We start from the raw sequence: 22693 nt of genomic DNA, 5'->3' as shown, positions 1-22693 counted from the left end.
GATGACCAGCCCCGCGCACAATGAACCGCAGAAACTCGCCTACCGCATTGACGAAGCCGTAAAGGCCTCCGGACTGGGGCGGTCATTCCTGTACGAGCGCATGGCCGATGGTTCGCTCAAGTCCGTCAAGATCGGCGGGCGCAGGCTGATCATGCGCGATGACCTTTTGCGGTTTCTCTGCGGTGACATCGCGGTCGCGGGTGAAGTTGAAGCCCCCACAGTAAAACCAAAGCGTGAGCCAAAGCCCAAGTCAGCGCGACGAGCGGGGGTCGTCCCGTTTGGCCAGCTTGAACTCCCGTGGCGTAGATAGGGCTTACCTGGAGGCATCACTCACACACTGGCGTGAGTGAATCACGAACGGCTCGCGGCACCAGCAGTTGCTGCCGAGACTGCGTAACGGTGTCTGTGTTGCGGAGACAGCACATCGACATTCAAAAACGTCCGACGACATCCACTGAAATCCACGCAAACCGCTGGGGTGAATGCTGGGGTTGCGTTGGTGTAAAGTGCGCGAATTCCAGTAAATTCAATGATTTGCGGGGGAGGGTGGCGGACAGAGAGGGATTCGAACCCTCGATAGAGTTGCCCCTATACACGCGTTCCAGGCGTGCGCCTTCAACCACTCGGCCACCTGTCCATCACTGGCAAGACCACGGCATCGCCTTTGGTCTTGGGAAGGCGGCGGTTATAACCGTCCACCGATAAATCGCAAGCCCCTAACTGGCCTCTGGCGCTATCTTTTTTACACCCTATATGTCCGCCATAGACCTTATATTGGGGATAAATTGCCCCGCCTGCTCAGGAGCCGTACATGTTCGGTAGCAAAACCCGCCTGATTTCCCGTGAAGACGCCCTGCCGGGCCGTGCCGAGGCTCTGCCGACCGACACGACTCACGCCGTACTGGGCACGCCGCTCAAAGGGCCCTTCCCGGCAGGCACGGAGACCGTGGTGTTCGCCATGGGCTGTTTCTGGGGCGTCGAGCGCCTGTTCTGGCAGCAACCGGGCGTCTATACGACGGCGGCCGGCTATATCGGTGGCTATACGCCCAACCCGACCTATCATGAGGTGTGCACCGGTCAGACCGGCCACACCGAAGGCGTCCTGATCGTCTATGATCCGGCTAAACTCAGCTTTGAGGCGCTGTTGAAGTTGTTCTGGGAGCGTCACGATCCGACGCAGGGGATGCGTCAGGGCAATGATGTCGGCACGCAGTACCGTTCGGCCATCTTCACCACCACCGAAGCGCAGTATGAGGCGGCGCTGAAGTCGCGCGAGGCGTTTGAGGCGGCCTTGTCGGCCAAGGGTCTTGGCCCGATCACCAGCGAGATTTTCGGACCCGATGGCGATCAGCCCTTCTACTATGCCGAAGACTACCATCAGGGCTATCTGGAAAAGAACCCGGAAGGGTATTGCGGCCTGAAGGGCACGGGCGTCACCTGCGCCATTTAAGAGCCCCTCGCCGGGTACGGGCTCCGCCATCTTGGCCGCCGCCGCAATGGCGGCTTGAGAGGCATGATTCCCTCAGCAATCATTCCGCTCTACTGTGTGGGCTTGATATCCCGCAAAATCGCCGGGATCTGTTCGCTCAGGTCCTCGGCGATCAGGCCCGGCCCGAAGCGGCGCGCCGCCTCTGAATGCAGCCACACCCCGGCGCAGGCGGCCTCAAAAGGCTTCATCTTCTGAGCCATCAGGCCGCAAATCAGCCCGCCCAACACGTCGCCTGATCCGGCGGTGGCCAGCCACGGCGGCGCATGGCGATTGACCACCAGCCGACCGTCGGGGTGGGCGATCACGGTTTCTGCCCCTTTCAGCAATACCACCGCCCCGGAGGCGGCGGCCGCATCGGCGGCGGCGCGCGCCCGTTCTTCGGCGCGGCCGAAGACGCGTGCAAACTCGCCTTCGTGCGGGGTGAGGACGCAGGGGCCGTCAATGGCGGCAAACAGGGTTCTCGGGTCGTCCTTGAACACGGTCAGGGCGTCGGCATCGAGCACGCAGGGCTTTTGCGCCCTGAGCGCCGTCATAACGCAATCGCGCGTGCGCTCATTGAGCCCCGCCGCCGGGCCCAGCAGCACGGCGGTGACGCGCGGATCTCCGATTAATCCTGAAAACTCGGCTACATCGCGCACGGGCTTGGTCATGACGGCCTCAAAGGCCGTGGCATAGACGATCAGGGCCGAGGGGTCGCAGGCCACCGACACCAGTCCGGCCCCTGCACGCAAGGCGGCCCGTGCCGCCAGCCGCGCCGCCCCGGTCGAATGGATGGGCCCCCCCAGCACGATGGCGTGGCCGCGGTCGTACTTATTGCCGGCCACATCGGGTGACGGGAAGTGGGCGAACCAGTGTTCCGGACGGTTATCGGCGGGGGTGGGGAGGGTGCTCATGGGGGCTCGACAAGAGACGATCGCGGGGGATCAGGCTTTACCACAGATGGTCTGCACGGGGGAGGTGCGTACACGACAAGGTTCAGGCAGAATTGCTATCTTGGGTTGTTTTGGTGCGCCGTAACGCGCTTTTTCGCGCCTCATATCCCCAAAACGAGTGATACCGCCCCCTAAAATGTGGGGGTAGGCTCGGACCTATCAAGTAATGCGTGTCGATGTTTGGCTCCGGGGCAGGGGGTGTGCCGGGGGGAAGCGAAGCATCGCGCCTGCCGGAACGGACGCATGGCCCTTCGCCAGAGTTGTCCCCCTTTGGTGCCCGCCGGTCCTTGTCCCAGGCCCGGCCTCCGGCACAGGCGGCCGTTCCGGCCCTTCCTTACATTACAGAGAGTTCATCTTCGCCCCGTTGCGGGGGGGAATTTGCGGGGTTAGGGTCGTTGCCTGCGCAACAGATTGCGCCTGTACCCTTTCCGGAGATGCCGCCCATGCTCGACCGTCGTTCGCTATTGTCCGGGGCCTCGGCCCTTGCCGCCATTGGTATGTCCGCCGTGCCCGCCTTTGCGCAAACCGCCTCGGCCAAACTCAAAGCGACGTTCGACGCCATCTTCAACGAGATGGTCGATCATTCACCGACGACGGCGACCACGCTGGGCCTCGATACAGGCAAGCGCGCCGCCCTGAAAGCCAAACTCGATCCCGCCACGCCGCAGGAGCGCGCCCGCTACACCGCCTTCCTCGAAAAGTCGGTCGCCGCCCTGAAGGCCATCCCGCGCGCTCAGTTGTCCGGCATGGACCGCATCAATTACGACACCGTGCTGTGGGACCTGACTCAAAGCCTGAACGGGTACAAGGCCTTCGCCTTTGGCTCGCCGGGGTCGTCGCCCTATGTCATCACGCAGTTGACGGGTTCCTATATCTCGATCCCGGATTTCCTCGACAGCCAGCACACGATCGAGACCAAGGCCGATGCCGACGCCTATCTGTCGCGCCTCAAGGCCTATGCCGTGCTGCTCGATGAGGAAACCGCCAAGATGCAGGCCGACGTGGCCAGAGGCGTCATTGCGCCGGACTTCGCCCTGCAAAAGGCCATTACCCAGCTCAAGACGCAGCGCGACACCAAGGCCGCCGACAGCGTGCTGGTGCAATCCATCGTCCGCCGCACCAAGGAAAAGACCATTGCCGGTGACTGGGGCGCGCAGGCGACCAAAATTTATGAAACCGCCGTCGTCCCGGCCCTCAGCCGTCAGATCGCCGCTGTCGAAGCCGTGCTGCCCAAGGCGACGCACGATGCGGGCGTGTGGCATATTCCGCAGGGCGAGGCCTATTACATCTATGGCGCGCGCGGCGGCACCTCGACCGACCTGACGCCGGACGCCATCCACCAGATCGGCCTCGATAAGGTCAAGGACCTCAATGCCGAGCTGGAAAAGGTGATGACCAAACTCGGTATGACCACGGGCACGACGGGCGAGCGCCTGAAGGCCATGGCGAAGGATCCGAAGTTTGTCTATCCCAACACCGATGCGGGTAAGGACAAGCTGCTGGCCGATCTCAACACACAGGTCGAGGTGGTGCAGGCCAAGCTGCCGGCCTATTTCGGCGTGCTGCCCAAGACGAAAGTGACGATCAAACGCATCCCGCCGGCGACCGAACTGGGTGCGCCGGGCGGCTATTATCAGCCGGCGTCGCTCGATGGCTCGCGTCCGGGGGCCTATTACATCAATCTGCGCGACACGGCCGAGGTGCCGAGCTGGACCCTGCCGACCCTGACCTATCACGAGGCCATTCCGGGCCACCACATGCAGATTTCGATCCAGCAGGAAAACAAGAACCTGCCGATGCTCCGGCAGATTTCGGGCTTTAACGCCTATATCGAAGGCTGGGCCCTCTATTCGGAAGAAGTCGCGGCCAAGGATATGGGCATGTATGCCGAAGACCCCTATGGCTATATTGGCTATCTGCACGACGCGCTTTTCCGCGCCTGCCGTCTGGTCGTCGATACGGGGATGCACCACAAGCGCTGGAGCCGCGAACAGGCCATGGCCTTCATGGACGCCAATCTCGGCGATCCGAACGAGACCGAGATCGAACGCTACTGCGTGTGGCCGGGGCAGGCGCTGGGGTACATGATCGGCAAGATCAAGTGGCTGGAGCTGCGGGCCAAGTATCAGACAAAGCTGGGCGCGAAGTTCGATATCAAGGCCTTCCATGACACCGGCCTTACCGCCGGAGCGGTGCCTCTGGCGGTGCTGGAAACCGTCTATGCCGAATGGGCCGCGAAGCTGTAATCAAGAGGAAAAGCCCCATGCTCAATCGACGCGCTCTGCTTGTGACCGGTGCCGCGGCGGCGACCTTTGCCGCCACGGGGGCCCATGCCGCCAGCGACCCGGCGACGGCCAAAACGCTGAATGCCCTGTTCGACGCCATCTTTGACGAGAATGTCGATCAGTCGCCGACTCTGGCCTCCTCGCTGGGCCTCGACAAGGACGCGCGCGCGGGTCTCAAGTCCAAACTCAACGACGCCTCGGAAGCCGAGGCCCTTAGGGGCATTGCGCGCGCCGAAAGGAACCTCGCGGCGCTGAAAGCCATTCCGCGCGACAAGCTGAGCGGCATGGATCGCATCAATTACGATACGGTACTGTGGGGCTATGAGAGCCGCAAGTCGGGCTATGACCGCTTCAGGTTCGGCAACTGGGGCGGGGCTAACCCCTACATCCTGTCGCAACTGAACGGGTCCTATCAGTCCACGCCGGACTTCCTCGCTAATCAGCATACGATCGAAACCAAGGCCGATGCCGAGGCCTATCTGGCGCGTCTGGAGGCCTTCGCCGTCCTCATCGGACAGGAAACCGAGCGCTTCAAAGGCGATGTCGCCAAGGGCGTCGTGCCGCCGGACTTCGTCATCGACAAGGCCCTGACGCAGTTGCAGGCGCTGGCGGCCATCAAGGGCGCCGACAGTTCGATGACCAAAGCGTTGACCACCAAGACCGCGGACAAGGGCCTTGCCGGGGATTGGGCCGCTGAGGCCGCCCGACGCATCGACGGGCCGGTAGCTGCGGCGCTCAACGCCCAGATCGACGCGCTTAAGGCCGTGCGCCCAAAGGCGACGCACGACGCCGGTGTGTGGAAGCTGAAGGACGGAGACGCCTATTATGCCTTCGCGGCGGGGTCGTCGTCGGGCACCACCACGAAGATGACGCCCGACGAAATCCACAAGGTCGGTCTGGACATGGTCAGGGAACTGTCGGCCGAGGCCGATGCGAAGTTCAAGGCGCTGGGCCTGACGCAGGGCACGGTGGGCGAGCGCATGGCCGCCATCGCCAAAGACCCCAAATACGTCTATGACAATACGGACGCCGCCAAGGAAAAGCTGCTGGCCGATCTGAACGTGCAGATTCGCGCCATTGAAGCCAAATTGCCCGACTGGTTCGGCGTTTTGCCCAAGACGCCGGTGGTGGTGCGTCGCGTGCCCAAGGAAATCGAGGCCGGGGCGCCGGGCGGCTATTATCAGCGCCCGACGCTCGATGGCTCGCGGCCGGGGGCTTACTATATCAATCTGCGTGACACCGCCGAATGGCCGTCGTGGTCGCTGCCGACCCTGACCTATCACGAGGCGATTCCGGGCCACCACCTGCAAATCGCCATCCAGATGGAGACGCAAGGCCTGCCGCGCCTGCGCAAGGTCGGCGGCTTCTCCGCCTTCTCCGAGGGCTGGGCGCTCTATTCGGAGCTGCTGGCGGCCGAAATGGGCATGTATGCGGCCGATCCGCTAGGCTATATCGGCTATCTGCAATCGGCCCTGTTCCGCGCCATCCGTCTGGTGGTCGATACGGGGATGCACGCCAAGCGCTGGTCGCGCGAAGAGGCCATCCGCTATTTCGTCGCCACCAATGGCGATCAGGAATCGTCCGCCACCACCGAAATCGAACGCTACTGCGTGTGGCCGGGGCAGGCGCTGAGCTACATGACGGGCAAGATCCAGTGGGTGCGTCTGCGCGACCGTATGAAGGCGCAACTGGCGCCGAAGTTCGACATCAAGGCCTTTCATGATCGGGGCCTGACGGCGGGGCCGGTGCCGCTGGCGGTACTGGAAACCGTCTATACGGAGTGGGCGCGCGGTCTTTGATCGCCGCCCGGTGGACGCCCGTCGCTGAGTGTGTTACCCGATTAAAAAAACCAAATATAACTATTCGGGAGGACATTATGAAACGCAATACCTTCGTCGGTGCCTTTGGGGCTGTGGTCCTGACGCTGATGGCCTGCGGGCCGCAGGCGGCTCAGGCCGAGATGTCACCTCAGGCGCAGGTCGCCGCCATGAAGCGCGGCGTCAATGTGCTGGGCTACGACCCCCTGTGGCAGGACCCGGCCAGGGCGCGCTTTCAGCCGCGCCTGATGTCGGTGATCCGCGACGGCGGCTTCAACACGGTGCGTATCAACCTCCATGCGTTTCAGCACATGGACAAGGATAACCGCCTGTCACCCTTCTATTTTTCCACCCTCGACACCATGGTGGACGCGGCGAACAAGGCCGGTCTGCACGTCATTCTGGACCTGCACAACTTCAATGAGTGCGCCGAGGATGTGACGGCCTGCCGACCGAAGATCATGGCCTTCTGGACGCAGATGGCCGAGCATTACAAGGGCGCGCCCGATACGGTGATGTTCGAGATTTTGAACGAGCCGCACGGCCCGGTGAATGCCGTGTGGAACGACATGATCGCCGAAAATCTCAAAATCATCCGCAAGACCCATCCGCGGCGCAACGTCATTGTCGGTCCGACCTCGTGGAACAGCCTCAACGATCTGGAGGCCCTGAGCCTGCCCGCAGAAGACAAGCACCTGATTGTTACCTTCCACTATTACGAACCCTTCGTCTTTACCCATCAGGGCGCGGCGTGGACGCCCCAGTTCAAGGATGTGAAGGGCGTGGGCTGGACGAAGGCCGAAGGGCAGGCGCGCCTTGACGCCGATTTCGATAAGGTGAAGGCGTGGAGCGCCCGCACGGGTCGCCCGATCCTGCTCGGCGAATTCGGGGCCTATGACAAGGGGCCTATGGACAGCCGCGTGGCCTATACCGATGCGGTGGCGCGGGCGGCCGAGGCGCGCAACTGGGCGTGGGCCTACTGGCAGTTAGATTCCGACTTTATCGTCTATGACATACCGGCGGATCGCTGGGTCAAGCCCATCCACGACGCCCTGATTCCTGAACAGGCGGCAAAGGCGGAGGCAACACCGGCACCGCAGGTCGATCCGAATGACGTGATGGCCCACGTTATCAATACGCCGAAACTGTCGTCGTGGACACCGTATGGCGAGGGCCAGGCCAGTACCCCGATCAAGACGGCCGAGGGCGCACCGATCCGCTCGGCCCTGCGCATCCCTTTGTCGGCGGCGCAACCCAATGCCTGGGACGTCGGCGCCGTGGCGCAGATCGGTCAGCCGGTAAAGGCCGGGGACAAGCTTCAAGCCTGGGTATGGGCGCGTGCCGCCACCCCGGATGCGGCGACCCGCGTGCCCATGAACATCCTGATCTCGCTCAACAAGGCCCCGTGGACGGCCCTGACCAACACCCCGGTTCAGATTTCGTCCGAATGGGACATGTATGTGGTGCAGGCTGTGGCCGACAAGGACTATGAGCCCGGCACCCTCATGCTGGCCCTGCAACTGGGCAAGTCGGCCTTTCCGATCGAACTGGGCGCGCCGGTGGTCCTGCGCAACTACGCACCGACCGCGCAGTAGGCCGCATTACTGCCCTTATACCATCGGCCGAAGATGCTGACCGCATCCGGCCGTTGAATGGAATACCAAGAGTCATTTCCAATGACCCTTAGTATTATCCCGCATATTCGGCCAGAAGGCGCTCAAGTCGCGCGCCTTCTGGTCTCAGAAACCACAGGTAGCGGACCGCCTGTAAAAGGGTCGAAGCCCCCAGTACGCCCCCGAACAGCAAAGCCCCCTGCACGGCCTGAGTGGCGGTCATCTTGTCCGTACCGACCAGTTGCCACAGGGTCACACCTGTGACGAGGGGGAACAGCCCCATCAGCCAGAACATCACGACAGCGCTGTGCCGGGCCGCGCGGTTTTCGTCCAGCCTGAGTTGCAGGCTCTGCGCAATGGACGCCGCCGGGTCCGCAAAGCGTCGCCTGTGCCGGTCGTGCGCGCGCATCATCAGAATCAGCGCCACCCACGGCGCGACCAGCATCAGCAGGCTTCCCCATTCGCGCGTGACGTCAAGACTGTCATGCCGAAGGGCGTCATACCCAAAGACAAGCGTGATCGTGCCCAGTGCGGCCCCGACACACAGCAAAAAAACGGTTTGTCCCTTACGGCGACGTTCGATCCCGCGCATCAGACTCTCCAGTAAAAAGGCCCGCGCCGTGCGGTCCATGTCGTGGTCATGGGCGCGCCACAGGCGCTCCAGGGTTTCAATCTTCATCGGATAACTCCTGAACAAGCGTGGCCAGACGCGCCCGCGCCCGGTTCAGACGCACACCGATATGGCTTTCACTGAGGCCGTGCAGGGCGGCCATATCGGCATAGGGCGTCTGTTCCAGCCACAACAGCATCAGCGACCGGTCGAGCGGGGGAAGGGCGCGCAAGGCATCAAACACCTGATCCAGCCGGGCATCGGACGGTTCAGAGAGGAACTGTTGCAGGCCCTCGCGCTGTGTTTCAAACAGGCGCAACAAACGCAGGCTCTCGCGCCGTTTCCACGTCAGGGCGCGGTTATGCGCCACCCGGTAGATAAAGGTCGCCGGGAGCGACTCTCCGCGAAAGGCCGGCCACGCCCTCCACAAGGCGATCAGCAGTTCCTGAAGCAGATCCGCCTGATCCGCCGACGCCGCAAAGGCGCGGCTAAGCCGCCGCAGCGCCCGCAGGTGCGGGCTGATCCACTCGCTAAAGGCCGGATCGTGCGGCATATGGTCGCCTTATCGCGGGGCCGCGGCTTCGCGCGCCAGTCGGAGCGCCTCGCGATTGTTCTGCTCGAAGGCTCCGCTGTTGAGGCCGCAGCCCACACCGGCGATTAGCAGAACCAGCAGGGCCGCAAGGGCTGGCAGACGGTAACGGGCAGGTAAAAACAATCCAAGCATCCTGATCTCCTGTGTTTGGGCTTACGAGAGGTTAGACGCCTGTGACCGCGTAAAACTTACACGCGCACAAAATAAATCGGTACCGCCGATAACGGGAAGGTCACTTGCCAGCGCTAAGTCCGTGGGTCTAAATACGCGGCGATTTCGCAAGGTGAGCCGATGAAACCCTTTAATGCCGATGCGCTCGAAGATCTGGTCCATGCGCGGGCGCGTCTGGCCATACTCGCCTATCTGTCCACGGCGGGGCAGGCGGACTTTACCGATCTGCGCGATCAGGTCGGCATCACCGACGGCAACCTGTCACTGCACCTCAAAAAGCTGAACGAAGCGGGCTACGTGGCCATTCGCAAGACCATCGTCTCCAACCGCTCCAATACGCGCATCGGCCTGACCGATGAGGGGCGCGACGCCTTTTATAACTATCTCGACCAGCTTAAGCGGATGCTCGACGCGGTTCCTGAAAAGCCTGAACTTTGATGTTCCACTTTTTTAATGAGAACATATTGCGAACTTGGAACAAATGGGGTACGGTCTTCCTAACACATTTTCGCGGACGGGGGATGGACCTTCGCCTTGGGAATCGTGGCATAGGGAAGGTCTGGAATCATGTCGCAAGCGGTATTGAAACTCGTGGGAAAAGACGAAGCTGAAAAACAACGCGCGCTGGAATCGGCGCTGGCCCAGATTGACCGTGCCTTCGGTAAGGGCTCGGTGATGAAGCTGGGCAATGCCGGCAAGGTGGTGGAGGTGGAGTCGATTTCCACCGGCTCGCTGGGCCTCGACATGGCGCTCGGTATCGGCGGTCTGCCCAAGGGGCGGGTCATCGAAATCTACGGTCCGGAATCGTCGGGTAAGACGACGCTGGCCCTGCACACGGTGGCCGAGATTCAGAAGGCGGGCGGTACGGCGGCTTTTGTCGATGCCGAACACGCGCTCGATCCGGTTTACGCCCACAAGCTGGGCGTCAATCTCGATGATCTTCTGGTGTCGCAGCCCGATAACGGCGAGCAGGCGCTGGAAATTACCGATACGCTGGTGCGGTCGGGTGCCGTTGATATTGTCGTGGTCGATTCGGTCGCCGCCCTGACGCCCAAGGCCGAAATCGAAGGCGATATGGGCGACAGCCTGCCGGGTCTTCAGGCCCGTCTGATGTCGCAGGCCCTGCGCAAGCTGACGGCCTCGATCTCCAAATCGAAGTGCATCGTCATCTTCATCAACCAGATCCGCATGAAAATCGGCGTCATGTACGGCTCGCCCGAAACGACGACCGGCGGTAACGCGCTGAAATTCTATGCCTCGGTGCGCCTCGACATCCGCAGCATCGGCAAGATCAAGGTGCGCGACGAAATCGTCGGCAACAATGTCCGCGTCAAGGTGGTGAAGAACAAGGTCGCGCCCCCGTTCCGCGAAGTCGAATTCGACATTCTCTACGGCGAAGGCATCTCCAAGCTGGGTGAAGTTCTTGATCTGGGCGTCAAGGGTGGGGTGGTTGAAAAGTCCGGTTCGTGGTTCTCGTTCAACTCGATCCGCATTGGTCAGGGGCGCGAAAATGCCCGCGACTTCCTGAAGTCCAATCCGGAAATCGCGGCGGAAATCGAAGCGCTGGTGCGCAAGAAGTCCGACGCCATTTCCGAAGAGCTTTTGGGTACGCCGGAACCGGATGAAGACGGCGAATAAAATCTGAGACCCGCGTGGGGTGCGGGTTTTCAGACCGCCCGCCACCCACACGTCAACACCCCGGTCTCGTGGCCGGGGTGTTCTTTTTATCCTGACACGTCAGAAAAATACCGGCGTTGGCGCAAAGGTCTTTGCGCAAATACCCAAGCCCTCTATATACGGCTGAAAATCGTCCTGTGGTGCGGTGTTTAACCGTCGGAGTCCCATGCCTTCCTTAAATCAGATCCGTCAGACCTTCCTGGATTACTTCGCCAAGAACGACCATGAGATCGTGTCGTCTTCGTCGCTGGTGCCGCATAACGACCCGACGCTGATGTTCACCAATGCGGGCATGGTGCAGTTCAAGAACGTCTTTACCGGGGCCGAAACCCGTCCGTACAAGCGTGCCACCACCTCACAAAAGGTCGTGCGCGCCGGCGGCAAGCACAATGATCTGGACAATGTCGGCTACACGGCGCGTCACCACACCTTCTTTGAAATGCTGGGGAACTTCTCCTTCGGCGATTATTTCAAGGAACAGGCGATCAGCCACGCGTGGACCCTGATCACCAAGGAATACGGCCTGCCCAAGGACCGCCTGCTGGCCACCGTCTATATCGACGATGATGAGGCCTTCAATCTGTGGAAGAAGATCGCGGGCTTCTCCGACGACCGCATCATTCGCATCGCCGGGTCTGATAATTTCTGGTCGATGGGCGATACGGGCCCCTGCGGTCCGTGCACGGAAATCTTCTACGATCACGGCGAGCACATCTGGGGTGGCCCTCCGGGCTCGCCGGAAGAAGACGGCGACCGCTTCGTCGAAATCTGGAACCTCGTCTTCATGCAGTTCGACCAGCAGCCGGACGGTACGCGGCTCAACCTGCCCAAGCCCTCAATCGACACCGGCATGGGGCTTGAGCGCGTCGCGGCGGTGCTGCAAGGTGTGCACAACAATTATGATGTGGACCTGTTCAAGACCCTGATCAGCGCCAGCGTCGAGGCAACCGGCATCAAGGCGGAGGGTGAGGCCCTGCCGTCGCACCGCGTTATCGCCGATCACCTGCGTTCGACCTCGTTCCTGATCGCCGATGGTGTCACGCCATCGAACGAAGGCCGGGGCTATGTCCTGCGCCGCATCATGCGCCGCGCCATGCGCCACGCCTATCTGCTGGGGGCCAATGAGCCGCTGATGCCGCGTCTGGCACCGGTTCTGGTGCGCGAAATGGGCGATCATTACGGCGAACTGAAGCGCGCCGAGGCGACCATCGTCGAAACCCTGCGTCAGGAAGAAGAACGCTTCCGCCGCACGCTGGGTCGCGGCATGACCCTGCTGGACGAAGCCACCGCCAATCTGAAAGACGGCGACATGCTGGAAGGCGAGGTGGCCTTCAAGCTCTACGACACCTACGGCTTCCCGCTCGACCTGACGCAGGACGCCATTCGCGCCAAGGGCTTAAGCGTCAATGTCGCCGGTTTCGAAGCGGCGATGGAAGAACAGAAGCAGCGCGGCCGCGCCAACTGGAAGGGCTCCGGCGAAACTTCGGTTCAGGCCGAATGGTTCTCGATCCGCGATCAGGCCGGGGCGTCGGAATTTGTCGGCTATGAGCACCTTTCGACCCAATCGCACGCCCGCGTCATCGTCCGCGACGGCGAGTCGGTCAGCGAAGGTCTGGTCGGTGAGCGCTTGCAGGTCGTTTTCGACCGCACGGCCTTCTATCCGGAAGGCGGCGGGCAGGCGGGCGATACCGGCACGCTGCATTGGGCCGGGGGCGAAGGCCGCGTGCTCGATACGCAAAAGCAGGCCGGCGACCTGATCGTGCATGATGTCGAAATCACCGAAGGCGTTCTGGCGGTCGGCGACATGGTTCATCTGCACGTCGATGGGGCCAAGCGTCAGACGACGAAGTCCAACCACTCGGCCGCCCACCTGCTGCACGCGGCGCTGAAAAATGTGCTTGGGCCGCACGTGGCGCAAAAGGGGCAACTGGTCGATGCCGAGCGGATGCGCTTCGATTTCAGCCATGGCGCGCCTGTCTCGCCCGAAGAGATCGAGCGCATCGAAGCCGAGGTCAATGCCGTTATCCTGCAAAACGAGGCGGCGACGACGAAGATGATGGCCCCCGCTGAGGCGATCGAAGCCGGAGCGGTGGCGCTGTTCGGTGAAAAATACGGCGATGAGGTCCGTGTCCTCAGCCTCGGTCATGCGCTTGATGGCGCGGACAAGGGCTATTCGGTCGAACTGTGTGGCGGCACCCACGTGTCGCGCACGGGCGATATCGCCCTGTTCAAGATCATTTCCGAAAGCGGCATCGCCGCCGGGGTGCGCCGTATCGAAGCCTTTACCGGCGAAGCGGCGCGTCAGTATCTGCTGGAGCAGGCGGGCGTGGCGCGTTCGCTGGCCGATCAGTTCAAGGTGCCGGTGGCGCAGGTGTCGGCTCGCGTCGAAGCGCTGGTCAACGACCGCAAGCGCCTCGAAAAAGAGCTGGCCGAAGCCAAGCGCGCCCTGGCCGTTGGTGGCGGCGGGGCGGCGTCCGGTCCGGAAGAGATCAATGGCGTCAAGGTGATCGCCCGCGTTCTCGATGGCGTGGGTGGCAAGGATCTGCGTCCGCTGGCCGAAGACTTCAAAAAGCAGGTCGGCTCCGGCGTCGTGGCGCTGGTCGGCGTGCTGGACGGTAAGGCGGCCGTGACCGTGGCGGTGACGCCCGATCTGACTGGCCGTTTCAACGCCGCTGAACTGGCCAAGGCCGCCGTGATCGCCATGGGCGGGCAAGGCGCAGGCGGCAAGCAGGACTTCGCGCAGGGCGGCGCGCCGGACGCGACCAAGGCCGAGGCCGGACTGGACGCCGTCAAGGCCGCTATCGTCTGATCGCGTCTCCATTGAAAACGAACAGGCCGTCCGTTCGCGGGCGGCCTTTTTCGTATTTGCCGATTGCTTTACGGGCCTCCCCTATGCTGGAGTCCCGCCAAAGGAGAGCCGCATGGACCGCTTGAAAGACAAGGTGGCGCTGGTCACCGGGGGCGCGCAGGGCATCGGCAAGGCCATTGTGCGCAGCTTTGCTGCCGAAGGCGCGCGGGTCATCATCGCCGATATCGACCCCCGTGAAGGCGAAGCACTGGCCGCAGAGCTGCCCGGTGCGGTGTTTCGCCGACTCGATGTCGCTGATGAAGGCCAATGGATCGTCGTCCTCGATTCGGTGGTGGCCGATTTCGGCCGACTGGACGTGCTGGTCAATAATGCCGGCATTACCGGACGCGCCGACGCCAAAAATGATCCCGAACACACCACGCTCGAAGACTGGCGGCGGGTGATGACGGTCAATACGGACGGTGTGTTTCTGGGCTGCAAGCACGCGATTCGCGTGATGCGCCCGAATCGCACCGGTTCGATCATCAATATGTCGTCGCGGTCCGGGTTGGTCGGCATTCCGCATCAGGCGGCCTATGCGGCGTCAAAAGCCGCTGTGCGCAATCACACCAAGACGGTGGCGCTTTATTGTGCGGAAGAGGGGCTGAATATCCGCTGCAATTCGGTGCATCCGGCGGCGATTCTGACGCCGATGTGGGAGGCCATGCTGAAGGACGCAGCCGATAAGGAAAAGGTCGCCGCCGGGACGCCGCTGCACCGATTCGGGCGGCCGGATGAGGTGGCCGCCGTCGTGCTGCTTCTGGCCTCGGATGAAGCCACCTTCATCACCGGTTCGGAATTCAACATTGACGGCGGCGTTCTGGCGGGCGCGGCGGCTTCGCCTAAGTAGTTTTAACCATTAAAGATTTGCCAGAAGGAATAGAGGCCAATGGCGATAAACAGGCCAGACGCCACGTAGCGGACGATCTTCATCGGCACGATCTTCAGCACCTTGTCGCCGAAGAGCACCGCCGGGACATTGGCCAGCATCATGCCGAAGGTGGTGCCGAGCACGACCCAGGCAAAGGCGTCTTCGTACTTGGCCCCCAGAAACACCGTGGCCACCTGCGTCTTGTCGCCCATTTCGGCCAGAAAGAAGGCGATCAGGGTGGTGAGGAAGGGGCCGTAATCCTTTTTGGGGGCCTCATCGTCGTCCATCTTGTCCGGAATCAGGATCCACAGTCCGAGCGCGATAAAGGCAATGGCGACGATCCAAGGCATGTAGGTGGTCAGGGCCAGTCCGGAGACAAAATGCCCGACCCCGGCCGCCAGCGCGTGATTCGCCACCGTGGCGATGAAGATGCCCCAGATAATCGGAATGGATTTGTGATAGCGCGCGGCCAGAATCAGGGCCAGCAACTGTGTCTTGTCGCCGATTTCGGAAAAGGCGACGAGGGCGGTCGAATTGAGGAAGGCGTCCACGGTAAAATCTTGTCTGTGACCGGCCAGGCTGTGACACACAACGACGTGCTTCGCCGCGGCCAGTCACTTATGGCGGCAAGGCAGGTCGTCGGTCTCACCTGTTTCGATTACGCCATGTCCATGCCGGACAAGTGTGTTGACGTAATCCGCCTGAAACAACGCTCAGGCGCGGTTACTCCCCGAAGGAACGCGGGCTTGATAGACGCGGCTTACAGATGAGTCAAGAGGAGGGCCAGACCCGACAGGGTAAATAGCGAAAGGACGGTCGATTGGGCGATGGATACCGCCGCGCCTGCGTACCACAGGCCGTACATGCGCGCCTGAATGAAGACGCTGACCGCGGTGGGGCAGGCCGACAGGAAGACGGCGATCTTCCACATCAGTGGCGGTGCGCCGAACAGGTGCATGGCGACGGCCATCACGGCGGGGGCGAGAAGCAGCTTACCCACCACGGCAATAGCGGTCACGGGCGTAACAGAGCGCAGCGTTTTCAACGGCATAAGCCCCAGCATCCCGCCCAGCGCCACAAGCGCCACCGGCACGGACGAGCGGCCCAGTATGTCGAGCATCTGATCGAACATCGGCGGAATCTTCAGGTCCGCCAGCATCAGTCCAACCCCCAGCAGCGAGCCCAGCACGGTGGGGTTCTGCATCGTGCGTTTGAGCGCCAGCCCCACCCCATGACCCGACGCGACCGACAGGCCGGCGCAGCCGACAAAAAACAGAATCAGAAAATCGGCGACAAACAACAGCGGGGCCACCTGCATGACCTGCGGGCCCAGAAGCCCGGTCAGTATGGGTAACCCGAGAAAGGCGCTGTTGGAAATGAAGGCGGCCATCCCGGCACCGGTGGCTTCGCCGCGTGTGGCGCCGAAGCGCCGGGCGGCCAGCAGGCAAAGCCCCGACGATACGGCGAAAGCCAGCGCATAGACGCCCAGCCAGCCCACATGCAGGGCATCGGGGCGCGGCAGATTGGCAAAGGCGTGGATCAGATAGGCGGGAAAGCCCAGCCAGTAGAAATAGGCGCTGAGGCCATCCAGCCCTTCGGATTTCAGCCGCCCGGTGCGCGCCAGAAGCGCCCCCAGTCCGACAAAGGCAAAAAACAGCAGAACGCGGCTCAGGGTTTCCAGCATGGCAGGGCTTTACGCCCTGTGAGGGGGTATGAAAAGCCCTATTTGTCAGGACCGAAATCGCTGCTGGCTGAGGCTGAGGCGGCCGTTTCGGCTTCCGGATCGGGCAGGCCGATATGCGTCACCTGCCAGGTGAACAGGCCCTTGCGTTTCAGCGTGAAGACGGTCGTGCCGGTTTCCGGCCGCTTGATGCCCAGACGCGCGCGGTCGATGCTCCAGTAAAGGATGGTGGGCAGGGGCGGTTTGGGCGCAAATTCGCGCGGTTCGACCACATTGGCGTCTTTGCCTGCCCCATAGGAGAGGGCCAGCAGGGCCTTGGCCGTGAGATAGGTATTGACGTCGATCACAGGTTGCTTGGGGGCAGGCGCGGTCAGGTCGGTAATGGCGCGGCCGATGGCCCCCAGCGGATCCTTCATGACATTGGGCGCGGGGGCTTCGGCGGTCGTCGTGCCCTTGGCATCGGCCCACAACTGCGCCTTGAGGCTGGCGCGCACGTCATCAAAAGCGACCAGTTCCGACAGGCTCTGGATGTCCTCGGACTCCGCTGCCGAACGCAGGTCGTAAAAGGCCCAGACCGGGCCGATGGCAAAACCGAACAGGGCGGCCAGAGCGGCAACGATGATGGCGATGGATAAGGTCTTGAACACGCGGACAGTTCCCCCTGAAGGCGCTGAAAAACAGGGTTAACACGAAAATAACGCCCTGTCGCGCCCCGTCCGACGATTCGCTCCAGACTGTGGCTAAACCGCCTGACCCGTGATCAGCCGGTGCACAAAGGTGAGTTTATTGCGCACGGTGGGGGTCAGGATAAACGGATAAAGCGGCCGCTCACCCATGGCGTTATGGATCGAATTGATCGCCAGACTGAGCGGCACCCAGGCTTCGGCCAGCCGCTCAAAATCCGTGACGCGATAGGGCTTGAAATCGACCTCGGCCGCGACCCCTTCATCAGGTTTGGTCTTGATGGTCATGCCATAATAGTGAGCGGTTTCAAGGGCATCGGTAATGTGAAGGACGTGGGCGAAGGTTTCGGCGAAGTCCTCCCACGGGTGCATCGAGGCATAGGCACTGATATAGCTGTCGGCCCAGAAGGGGGGCGGTCCTTCGGCATAGTGGCGCTCGATCGAGGCCTGATAATCGGCTTCGTCGTCACCAAAAACCGCGCGGCAGGCCGCGAGCTTGCCGGCGTCGCGCACCAGACGGTTCCAGATGAAATGCCCGCATTCATGGCGAAAATGGCCGAGCAGGGTGCGGTAGGGCTCACCCATCTGACTGCGCACGCTTTCGCGCACGGCGTCGTCGGCCTCGGCGGCACGGATGGAGATGACGCCCTCATCGTGACCGGTCATGGCGCTGTGGAAGGTGCCGTCCGCGGCCTGTTCGTCCTCCAGATAGTCGAAAACAAGCCCGCCCTCCGGGTCTTCGCTGCGGTCAGGGGCGGGCAGGTCCCATTTGAGGAAGGCGTAAAACAGGCGGTGCTGGGCGTCGATAATGCGCCGGAACTGATCGAGATCGTTGGGGATCAGGCGGTTGTGGCGACAGGCGCGACAATAGGCTGAACCATCGCCTTCGGGCACCAGCCAGTTGCACACATCGGTCGCGGCATTGGCGCAGAAGCGATAACGGTCCCCGCCATTGACCGGTTGCCAGCGGTCGTCGCTTGCGGGCATCAGGGCGTGCAGATCACGGCTGTTCGGCGAAAAGCCCAGCCGTGCCCCGCAACTGACGCAGGCGCGGTTGTGGAAAAACAGGGTGTTGCCGCATTGGGCGCAGGTAAACAGCTTCATTAAGGCGCGGTCTCTAAGGTCGGGTTCGTGTGCCGCGACCCTAGACCGCTATCCATAAGTCTGAAAGGGTAGGCCAGCCGCCCCTTGCAAAGGGCCGGTAAGGCTATTTCCCTTGCCACACGCCCGGATGGGCGTCGATCCAGCCCTGTATCAGGTCGGCTATTTTGCGATCATCGGCCACAGACGGGTGGGCATGACAGCCATCAAACGCCAGCCCGTCGAAAAACAGCGTGTCAAGGCGCGTTTCTCCGCTGTCTTTCAGCGTTTTGGCCACCTGAGCCACCTGTGCGCGAATCTCGCCCTTAGCCCCGTCGGAGGCCATCAGGAGGAAGTGCGCCTGCGGGTTTTTGGCGCGCAATGATTTCACGAAGGCGACATAGGTGTCGCGGTAATCGGCTTGCAAGGCCTCGCGCGTCGTCCATTTTTCGCCCGGATTGAGCGCGGTCGAAAAGTCATTGGTCCCCAGCCCGATGACGATGATCTGCGGCTGCCAGCCGGTGGCGTCATAGGCCGTCTTGCCGTCGAACAAGGTATAGGGATAAACCTTGGGCAGAGGATCGGCGATGAAGCCATTGTAATTGCGCACGATTCCGCGGCCAGAGAAGGCGTTGATCTGATAGTCGGCCTCATAGTGTTTGGCTGTCAGCGCCCCAAAGGCCTGAGACGTGTCGGTCGTCGCCCACACCTCGTCCTGGGTACATTCGCGCTTTGGCGAGGTATTGCCGTAACCGACCGTGTAGGAATCGCCGATGAATTCGATCTGACGCGCGCGGGCGGCGAGGGCGGCGGGCTTATCGGCGCTGAAACCGAGGAAACGCCCGGTCTGCCCTTGCGATTCGGTGATCTTCTCCAGCCGATAGACGTCCACGGCCTTTGGGCTTTTGCTGTCGAAGCGCAGCGTCGTCTGACCGGGTTTTTCGATGAGCTTCACCACCTCACCGTTGAGGTACAGCTTATAGATATTGATGCTGTCATCGAAGCTGAGGGTGACCGACTTTGAGGTCGTCTCGGTCTCAAAATAGACGCCCGGCCATTGATGCGTATAGGTCGGGGCTGCCGTGCGCCCGCCGCTGCGCAGGGGCAGGGTGTCCGCAGAGGCAAGGGCGGTGAAGCTCGTCCCCACCAAAAGCCATCCGGCCAGCCAAAGCGCCTTTGTCATCCTGTGTCTCCCTGATTTTGCGGCATGAAGGATGATAGCGCTGTCACTGTCAAGACGCGCGCATAAAGAAAGGCCGCCCGCGAACGGACGGCCTTACGACTAAAACGGGGCACATGGGGAAGTGATTCCCCCATGATTTGCTTACGCCGCCAAAGCCTTCGACAGGTTCTCGGAGATCTTGTCGAGGAAGCCTTCGGTGGTCAGCCAGCCTTGCGTATCGCCGACCAGCAGCGCCAGGTCCTTGGTCATGAAGCCCGCTTCGACGGTGTCGATGCAGACCTTTTCCAGCGTCTCGGCAAAGTGCTTCAGCTCCGCATTGTCGTCCAGCTTGGCGCGGTGCTTGAGGCCCTGCGTCCACGCAAAGATCGACGCCATCGAGTTTGTCGAGGTGGCCTCGCCCTTCTGATGTTGGCGATAGTGGCGGGTGACGGTGCCGTGCGCCGCTTCGGCTTCCATGATCTTGCCGTCCGGCGTGACGAGGGCCGAGGTCATCAGGCCCAGCGAACCGTAGCCCTGCGCCACCGTATCCGACTGCACGTCGCCGTCATAGTTCTTACAGGCCCAGACGAAACCGCCCGACCACTTCAGCGCCGAAGCGACCATGTCGTCGATCAGACGGTGCTCATAGGTCAGGCCAAGTGCCTTGAACTTCGCCGCGTATTCGGCGTCGAAGATTTCCTGGAAGATGTCCTTGAAGCGGCCGTCATAGGCCTTGAGGATGGTGTTCTTAGTCGAAAGATAGACCGGATAGTTGCGCGCAATGCCGTATTCGAACGAGGCGCGGGCAAAATCACGGATCGAGTCGTCGAGGTTATACATGCCCATGGCCACGCCCGAAGACGGGAACTGGAACACTTCGTGCTCGATGACCTGACCGTCGTCGCCCTGGAACTTGATGGTCAGCTTGCCGGGGCCGGGCACCTTGAAATCAGTGGCCTTATACTGGTCACCGAAGGCGTGACGGCCGACGACGATCGGCTGGGTCCAGCCGGGGACGAGGCGCGGTACGTTCTTGCAGATGATCGGCTCACGGAACACGACGCCGCCCAGAATGTTGCGGATGGTGCCGTTGGGCGACTTCCACATCTTCTTGAGGCCAAATTCCTTTACGCGGGCTTCGTCCGGAGTGATGGTGGCGCACTTGACGCCCACGCCGCAGGCCTTGATGGCGTTGGCGGCGTCGATGGTCACCTGATCGTCGGTGGCATCGCGGTGTTCCATCCCCAGATCGAAATACTGCAGATCAATGTCGAGATAGGGGTGGATCAGCTTGTCCTTGATAAGCTGCCAGATGATGCGGGTCATTTCATCGCCGTCGATATCGACGACGGGGTTCGCCACCTTGATTTTGGCCATTGCGAATGTCCTCTCTGAACGAAGCGCACATGAGGCGACGCACAGGGTCGCACTCGGCGCTGACGCTTCGCTATAGCCGAAAAGGCGCGCACGGCAAATCGTGAAATTACCAACAGGTCACGATAGCTAGGATGGCGATTTGAACATCGGGCCACCTTGGGCTAAACACCGGCCCATGAAAGAAAACCGTACTGCCCCGCCGCTGGAGCGGCCCGACCTGACCTTGCCGTGCGTCATCCTCGACCGGCCGCAGATGGCCGAAAACATCGGCTCGGTCGCCCGCGTCATGGCCAATTTCGGCCTGCGCGACCTGCGGATCGTCAATCCGCGCGATGGCTGGCCGCAGGAGCGCGCCTGGGCGATGTCCTCCGGCGCGCACTGGCCCCTCGACAATGCCACTATATATGAGACGGTCGCCGAGGCCATTGCCGACCTCAACGCCGTTTATGCCACCACGGCCCGCCCGCGCGAGACGCAGTTGCCGGTGCGGACCCCGCGTCAGTGCGCCGACGATTCTTATGCCAACGCGCAACAGGGCCTCAAAACAGGTCTGCTGTTCGGGGCTGAGCGCGCCGGGCTGGAAACCAGCGACATTGCCCTATGCCATTCGATCGTCACCATCCCCGTCGATCCCGCCTTCCATTCGCTCAACCTGTCGCAGGCCGTGAATATCGTCCTTTATGAGTGGCGCCTGAAGGTGATGGATACGCCGAAGGCCGCCTTCACCAAAAACATGGATCAGCCGGCGGCGCTGGAGAAGCTGCACGGTCTCTACGGGCATCTGGAGGATGAACTGGAAAAGGCCGGCTTCTTCTTCCCGCCGGAAAAGAAGGAGTCGATGCAACGCAATCTGCGCGTGGCGCTCAATCGGGCGCAGCTTACCGAGCAGGAGGTGCGTACCTGGCGCGGTGTGGTGACCGCGCTGGTGAAGGGCAGGGGGCGCTCTCTGCTTAACAAGACAGAGGAATAAGCCCGTACACGGCGTATTTTCAGCTAAAAAGCCGGGAACCTGTGGATAGGCGCGAAAAGGCGCGTTGACTCTCACCGCCACGGCCTTTAGACACCGCCCTCCCGACGGACAACGACGGCGCGGACGGAAACGGAAGGAGCTTTTGTTCTTTTTATTCAGTCTGTTAATTCGATGTCCTGAGAGTGGCTCGCTGCTTTAACTTTTTAAAAAGGCGGGTTGACAGGCGGTGGGGAAGTCACTATCTCAGCCGCTTCCTTGCAGATGAAACTTATCTGAAAGTGACATTCGCAAGGCGTTAAGCTTAAGTTTTAAATGAGTTGAAAAACTTTTTAAAATAAAGACTTGACGGTGAAAATTGAGCGGTTATAAGCGCCGCTCTCCTGCTTCTGAGGGCTTCGGCCTGAGGCGGCGGACCGGTTGAGAAAGTTGAAAAACGGCCTTGACTTGAAAAATTAAAGCGGTATAAGCGCCGCTCTCTCAAACAACTGAGATTGAGTTGTTCCCCGCGCCGGTGAGGCTGGCACGTGTGGTGATCTTTGACATTGTAGAATGGGGAAGGGAAACGCAGGCGGCGGTGGTCTGATGACGACTACTGTTGTGAGCGGTCTCTTTTAATAGACAACCATTTGTTGGTTGGGGTTTAGGCCTCAATTGACATGTGGGAACTCGTTAATATGAACGCAGAACTACGCAGTGATTGCTGAGCCTTTAGGGGCTTGGTGAGCAAAGAGCGAAGAGCAGCAGAGAGAAGTCTCAACTTGAGAGTTTGATCCTGGCTCAGAGCGAACGCTGGCGGCAGGCCTAACACATGCAAGTCGAACGAAGCCTTCGGGCT

Annotated in this window: 20 protein-coding genes, 1 tRNA gene, 1 rRNA gene and 1 riboswitch; of the genes, 11 read left to right on the top strand and 11 right to left on the bottom strand. The window is 61.5% G+C overall.

Translation table 11 applies throughout. The features are described 5' to 3' along the window. Position 1 precedes the first annotated feature (1 nt). Positions 2–310 carry a helix-turn-helix domain-containing protein gene (locus PQU94_RS15015; protein ID WP_272742248.1) on the top strand — a complete coding sequence of 103 codons (309 nt, stop codon included), beginning with the start codon at positions 2–4 and terminating at the stop codon, positions 308–310. Positions 311–547: 237 nt separating this feature from the next. Here PQU94_RS15015 and PQU94_RS15010 read toward each other — a convergent pair. Beyond that, positions 548–637, bottom strand: a tRNA-Ser gene (locus PQU94_RS15010). A 174-nt stretch (positions 638–811) separates the two neighbouring features. Between PQU94_RS15010 and msrA the strand changes: the two genes are divergently transcribed. Next, positions 812–1450, top strand: coding sequence for a peptide-methionine (S)-S-oxide reductase MsrA (msrA, locus tag PQU94_RS15005; protein WP_272742247.1), 639 nt, complete (start codon positions 812–814; stop codon positions 1448–1450). 89 nt (positions 1451–1539) lie between these two features. Here msrA and PQU94_RS15000 read toward each other — a convergent pair whose 3' ends face one another. Next, positions 1540–2382 (bottom strand): NAD(P)H-hydrate dehydratase, encoded by an 843-nt coding sequence (locus PQU94_RS15000; protein WP_272742246.1) that lies wholly within the window; start codon positions 2380–2382, stop codon positions 1540–1542. A gap of 482 nt (positions 2383–2864) precedes the next feature. Here PQU94_RS15000 and PQU94_RS14995 point away from each other — a divergent pair, with 482 nt between their 5' ends. The 3 genes from PQU94_RS14995 to PQU94_RS14985 all read left to right on the top strand — a co-directional run bounded on the left by PQU94_RS14995 (position 2865) and on the right by PQU94_RS14985 (position 8118). Continuing rightward, positions 2865–4667 (top strand): DUF885 domain-containing protein, encoded by a 1803-nt coding sequence (locus tag PQU94_RS14995; RefSeq protein ID WP_272742245.1) that lies wholly within the window; start codon positions 2865–2867, stop codon positions 4665–4667. A 17-nt stretch (positions 4668–4684) separates the two neighbouring features. Beyond that, complete coding sequence (locus PQU94_RS14990; RefSeq protein ID WP_272742244.1) at positions 4685–6505, top strand: DUF885 domain-containing protein; 1821 nt, start codon at positions 4685–4687, stop codon at positions 6503–6505. 77 nt (positions 6506–6582) lie between these two features. Further along, positions 6583–8118, top strand: coding sequence for a glycoside hydrolase family 5 protein (locus tag PQU94_RS14985; RefSeq protein WP_272742243.1), 1536 nt, complete (start codon positions 6583–6585; stop codon positions 8116–8118). Positions 8119–8212: 94 nt separating this feature from the next. Here the strand turns inward: PQU94_RS14985 and PQU94_RS14980 are convergent, their stop codons facing one another. The 3 genes from PQU94_RS14980 to PQU94_RS14970 are packed head-to-tail and all read right to left on the bottom strand — an operon-like array spanning position 8213 to position 9470. Continuing rightward, positions 8213–8815: a hypothetical protein gene (locus PQU94_RS14980; protein ID WP_272742242.1), complete on the bottom strand. Its 603-nt coding sequence runs from the start codon at positions 8813–8815 to the stop codon at positions 8213–8215. Further along, positions 8805–9299 carry an RNA polymerase sigma factor gene (locus PQU94_RS14975; RefSeq protein WP_272742241.1) on the bottom strand — a complete coding sequence of 165 codons (495 nt, stop codon included), beginning with the start codon at positions 9297–9299 and terminating at the stop codon, positions 8805–8807. The genes PQU94_RS14980 and PQU94_RS14975 overlap by 11 nt, the downstream gene beginning before the upstream one ends. A 9-nt stretch (positions 9300–9308) precedes the next feature. Continuing rightward, positions 9309–9470, bottom strand: coding sequence for a hypothetical protein (locus PQU94_RS14970; protein WP_272742240.1), 162 nt, complete (start codon positions 9468–9470; stop codon positions 9309–9311). Between the two features lie 159 nt (positions 9471–9629). Here PQU94_RS14970 and PQU94_RS14965 point away from each other — a divergent pair, with 159 nt between their 5' ends. The 4 genes from PQU94_RS14965 (at position 9630) to PQU94_RS14950 (ending at position 14884) form a co-directional block, all read left to right on the top strand. Then, complete coding sequence (locus PQU94_RS14965; protein ID WP_272742239.1) at positions 9630–9947, top strand: winged helix-turn-helix domain-containing protein; 318 nt, start codon at positions 9630–9632, stop codon at positions 9945–9947. 126 nt (positions 9948–10073) lie between these two features. Next, positions 10074–11147, top strand: coding sequence for a recombinase RecA (gene recA / locus PQU94_RS14960; protein ID WP_272742343.1), 1074 nt, complete (start codon positions 10074–10076; stop codon positions 11145–11147). A 205-nt stretch (positions 11148–11352) separates the two neighbouring features. Further along, the gene (alaS, locus tag PQU94_RS14955; protein WP_272742238.1) at positions 11353–13995 is read left to right on the top strand and encodes an alanine--tRNA ligase; all 2643 of its coding nucleotides are present in this window, start codon (positions 11353–11355) and stop codon (positions 13993–13995) included. A 112-nt stretch (positions 13996–14107) separates the two neighbouring features. Continuing rightward, complete coding sequence (locus PQU94_RS14950) at positions 14108–14884, top strand: glucose 1-dehydrogenase (RefSeq protein WP_272742237.1); 777 nt, start codon at positions 14108–14110, stop codon at positions 14882–14884. Positions 14885–14886: 2 nt separating this feature from the next. Here the strand turns inward: PQU94_RS14950 and PQU94_RS14945 are convergent, their stop codons facing one another. The 6 genes from PQU94_RS14945 to PQU94_RS14920 all read right to left on the bottom strand — a co-directional run bounded on the left by PQU94_RS14945 (position 14887) and on the right by PQU94_RS14920 (position 20888). Continuing rightward, positions 14887–15456 carry a TMEM165/GDT1 family protein gene (locus PQU94_RS14945; RefSeq protein WP_272742236.1) on the bottom strand — a complete coding sequence of 190 codons (570 nt, stop codon included), beginning with the start codon at positions 15454–15456 and terminating at the stop codon, positions 14887–14889. A 61-nt stretch (positions 15457–15517) separates the two neighbouring features. Then, positions 15518–15642, bottom strand: a riboswitch (yybP-ykoY riboswitch). Positions 15643–15665: 23 nt separating this feature from the next. Continuing rightward, on the bottom strand, positions 15666–16589 hold the full coding sequence (locus PQU94_RS14940; protein WP_272742235.1) for an AEC family transporter: 924 nt from the start codon (positions 16587–16589) through the stop codon (positions 15666–15668). 38 nt (positions 16590–16627) lie between these two features. After that, the gene (locus PQU94_RS14935) at positions 16628–17233 is read right to left on the bottom strand and encodes a DUF2939 domain-containing protein (protein ID WP_272742234.1); all 606 of its coding nucleotides are present in this window, start codon (positions 17231–17233) and stop codon (positions 16628–16630) included. Between the two features lie 93 nt (positions 17234–17326). Next, the gene (locus tag PQU94_RS14930; protein WP_272742233.1) at positions 17327–18373 is read right to left on the bottom strand and encodes a zinc-binding metallopeptidase family protein; all 1047 of its coding nucleotides are present in this window, start codon (positions 18371–18373) and stop codon (positions 17327–17329) included. Between the two features lie 103 nt (positions 18374–18476). Next, the gene (locus PQU94_RS14925) at positions 18477–19532 is read right to left on the bottom strand and encodes an SGNH/GDSL hydrolase family protein (RefSeq protein WP_272742232.1); all 1056 of its coding nucleotides are present in this window, start codon (positions 19530–19532) and stop codon (positions 18477–18479) included. 141 nt (positions 19533–19673) lie between these two features. After that, the gene (locus tag PQU94_RS14920; RefSeq protein WP_272742231.1) at positions 19674–20888 is read right to left on the bottom strand and encodes an NADP-dependent isocitrate dehydrogenase; all 1215 of its coding nucleotides are present in this window, start codon (positions 20886–20888) and stop codon (positions 19674–19676) included. A 175-nt stretch (positions 20889–21063) separates the two neighbouring features. On the opposite strand from PQU94_RS14920, the gene PQU94_RS14915 reads away from it, so the two are divergent. Continuing rightward, positions 21064–21858, top strand: a complete 795-nt coding sequence (locus PQU94_RS14915; RefSeq protein ID WP_272742230.1) for an RNA methyltransferase — start codon at positions 21064–21066, stop codon at positions 21856–21858. Positions 21859–22612: 754 nt separating this feature from the next. Next, positions 22613–22693 (top strand): 16S ribosomal RNA (locus PQU94_RS14910); the annotation flags it as partial.

The sequence above is a fragment of the Asticcacaulis currens genome (assembly GCF_028550395.1).
GTDB lineage: Bacteria > Pseudomonadota > Alphaproteobacteria > Caulobacterales > Caulobacteraceae > Asticcacaulis > Asticcacaulis currens.
This window is presented reverse-complemented; position numbering and strand designations above follow the sequence as displayed.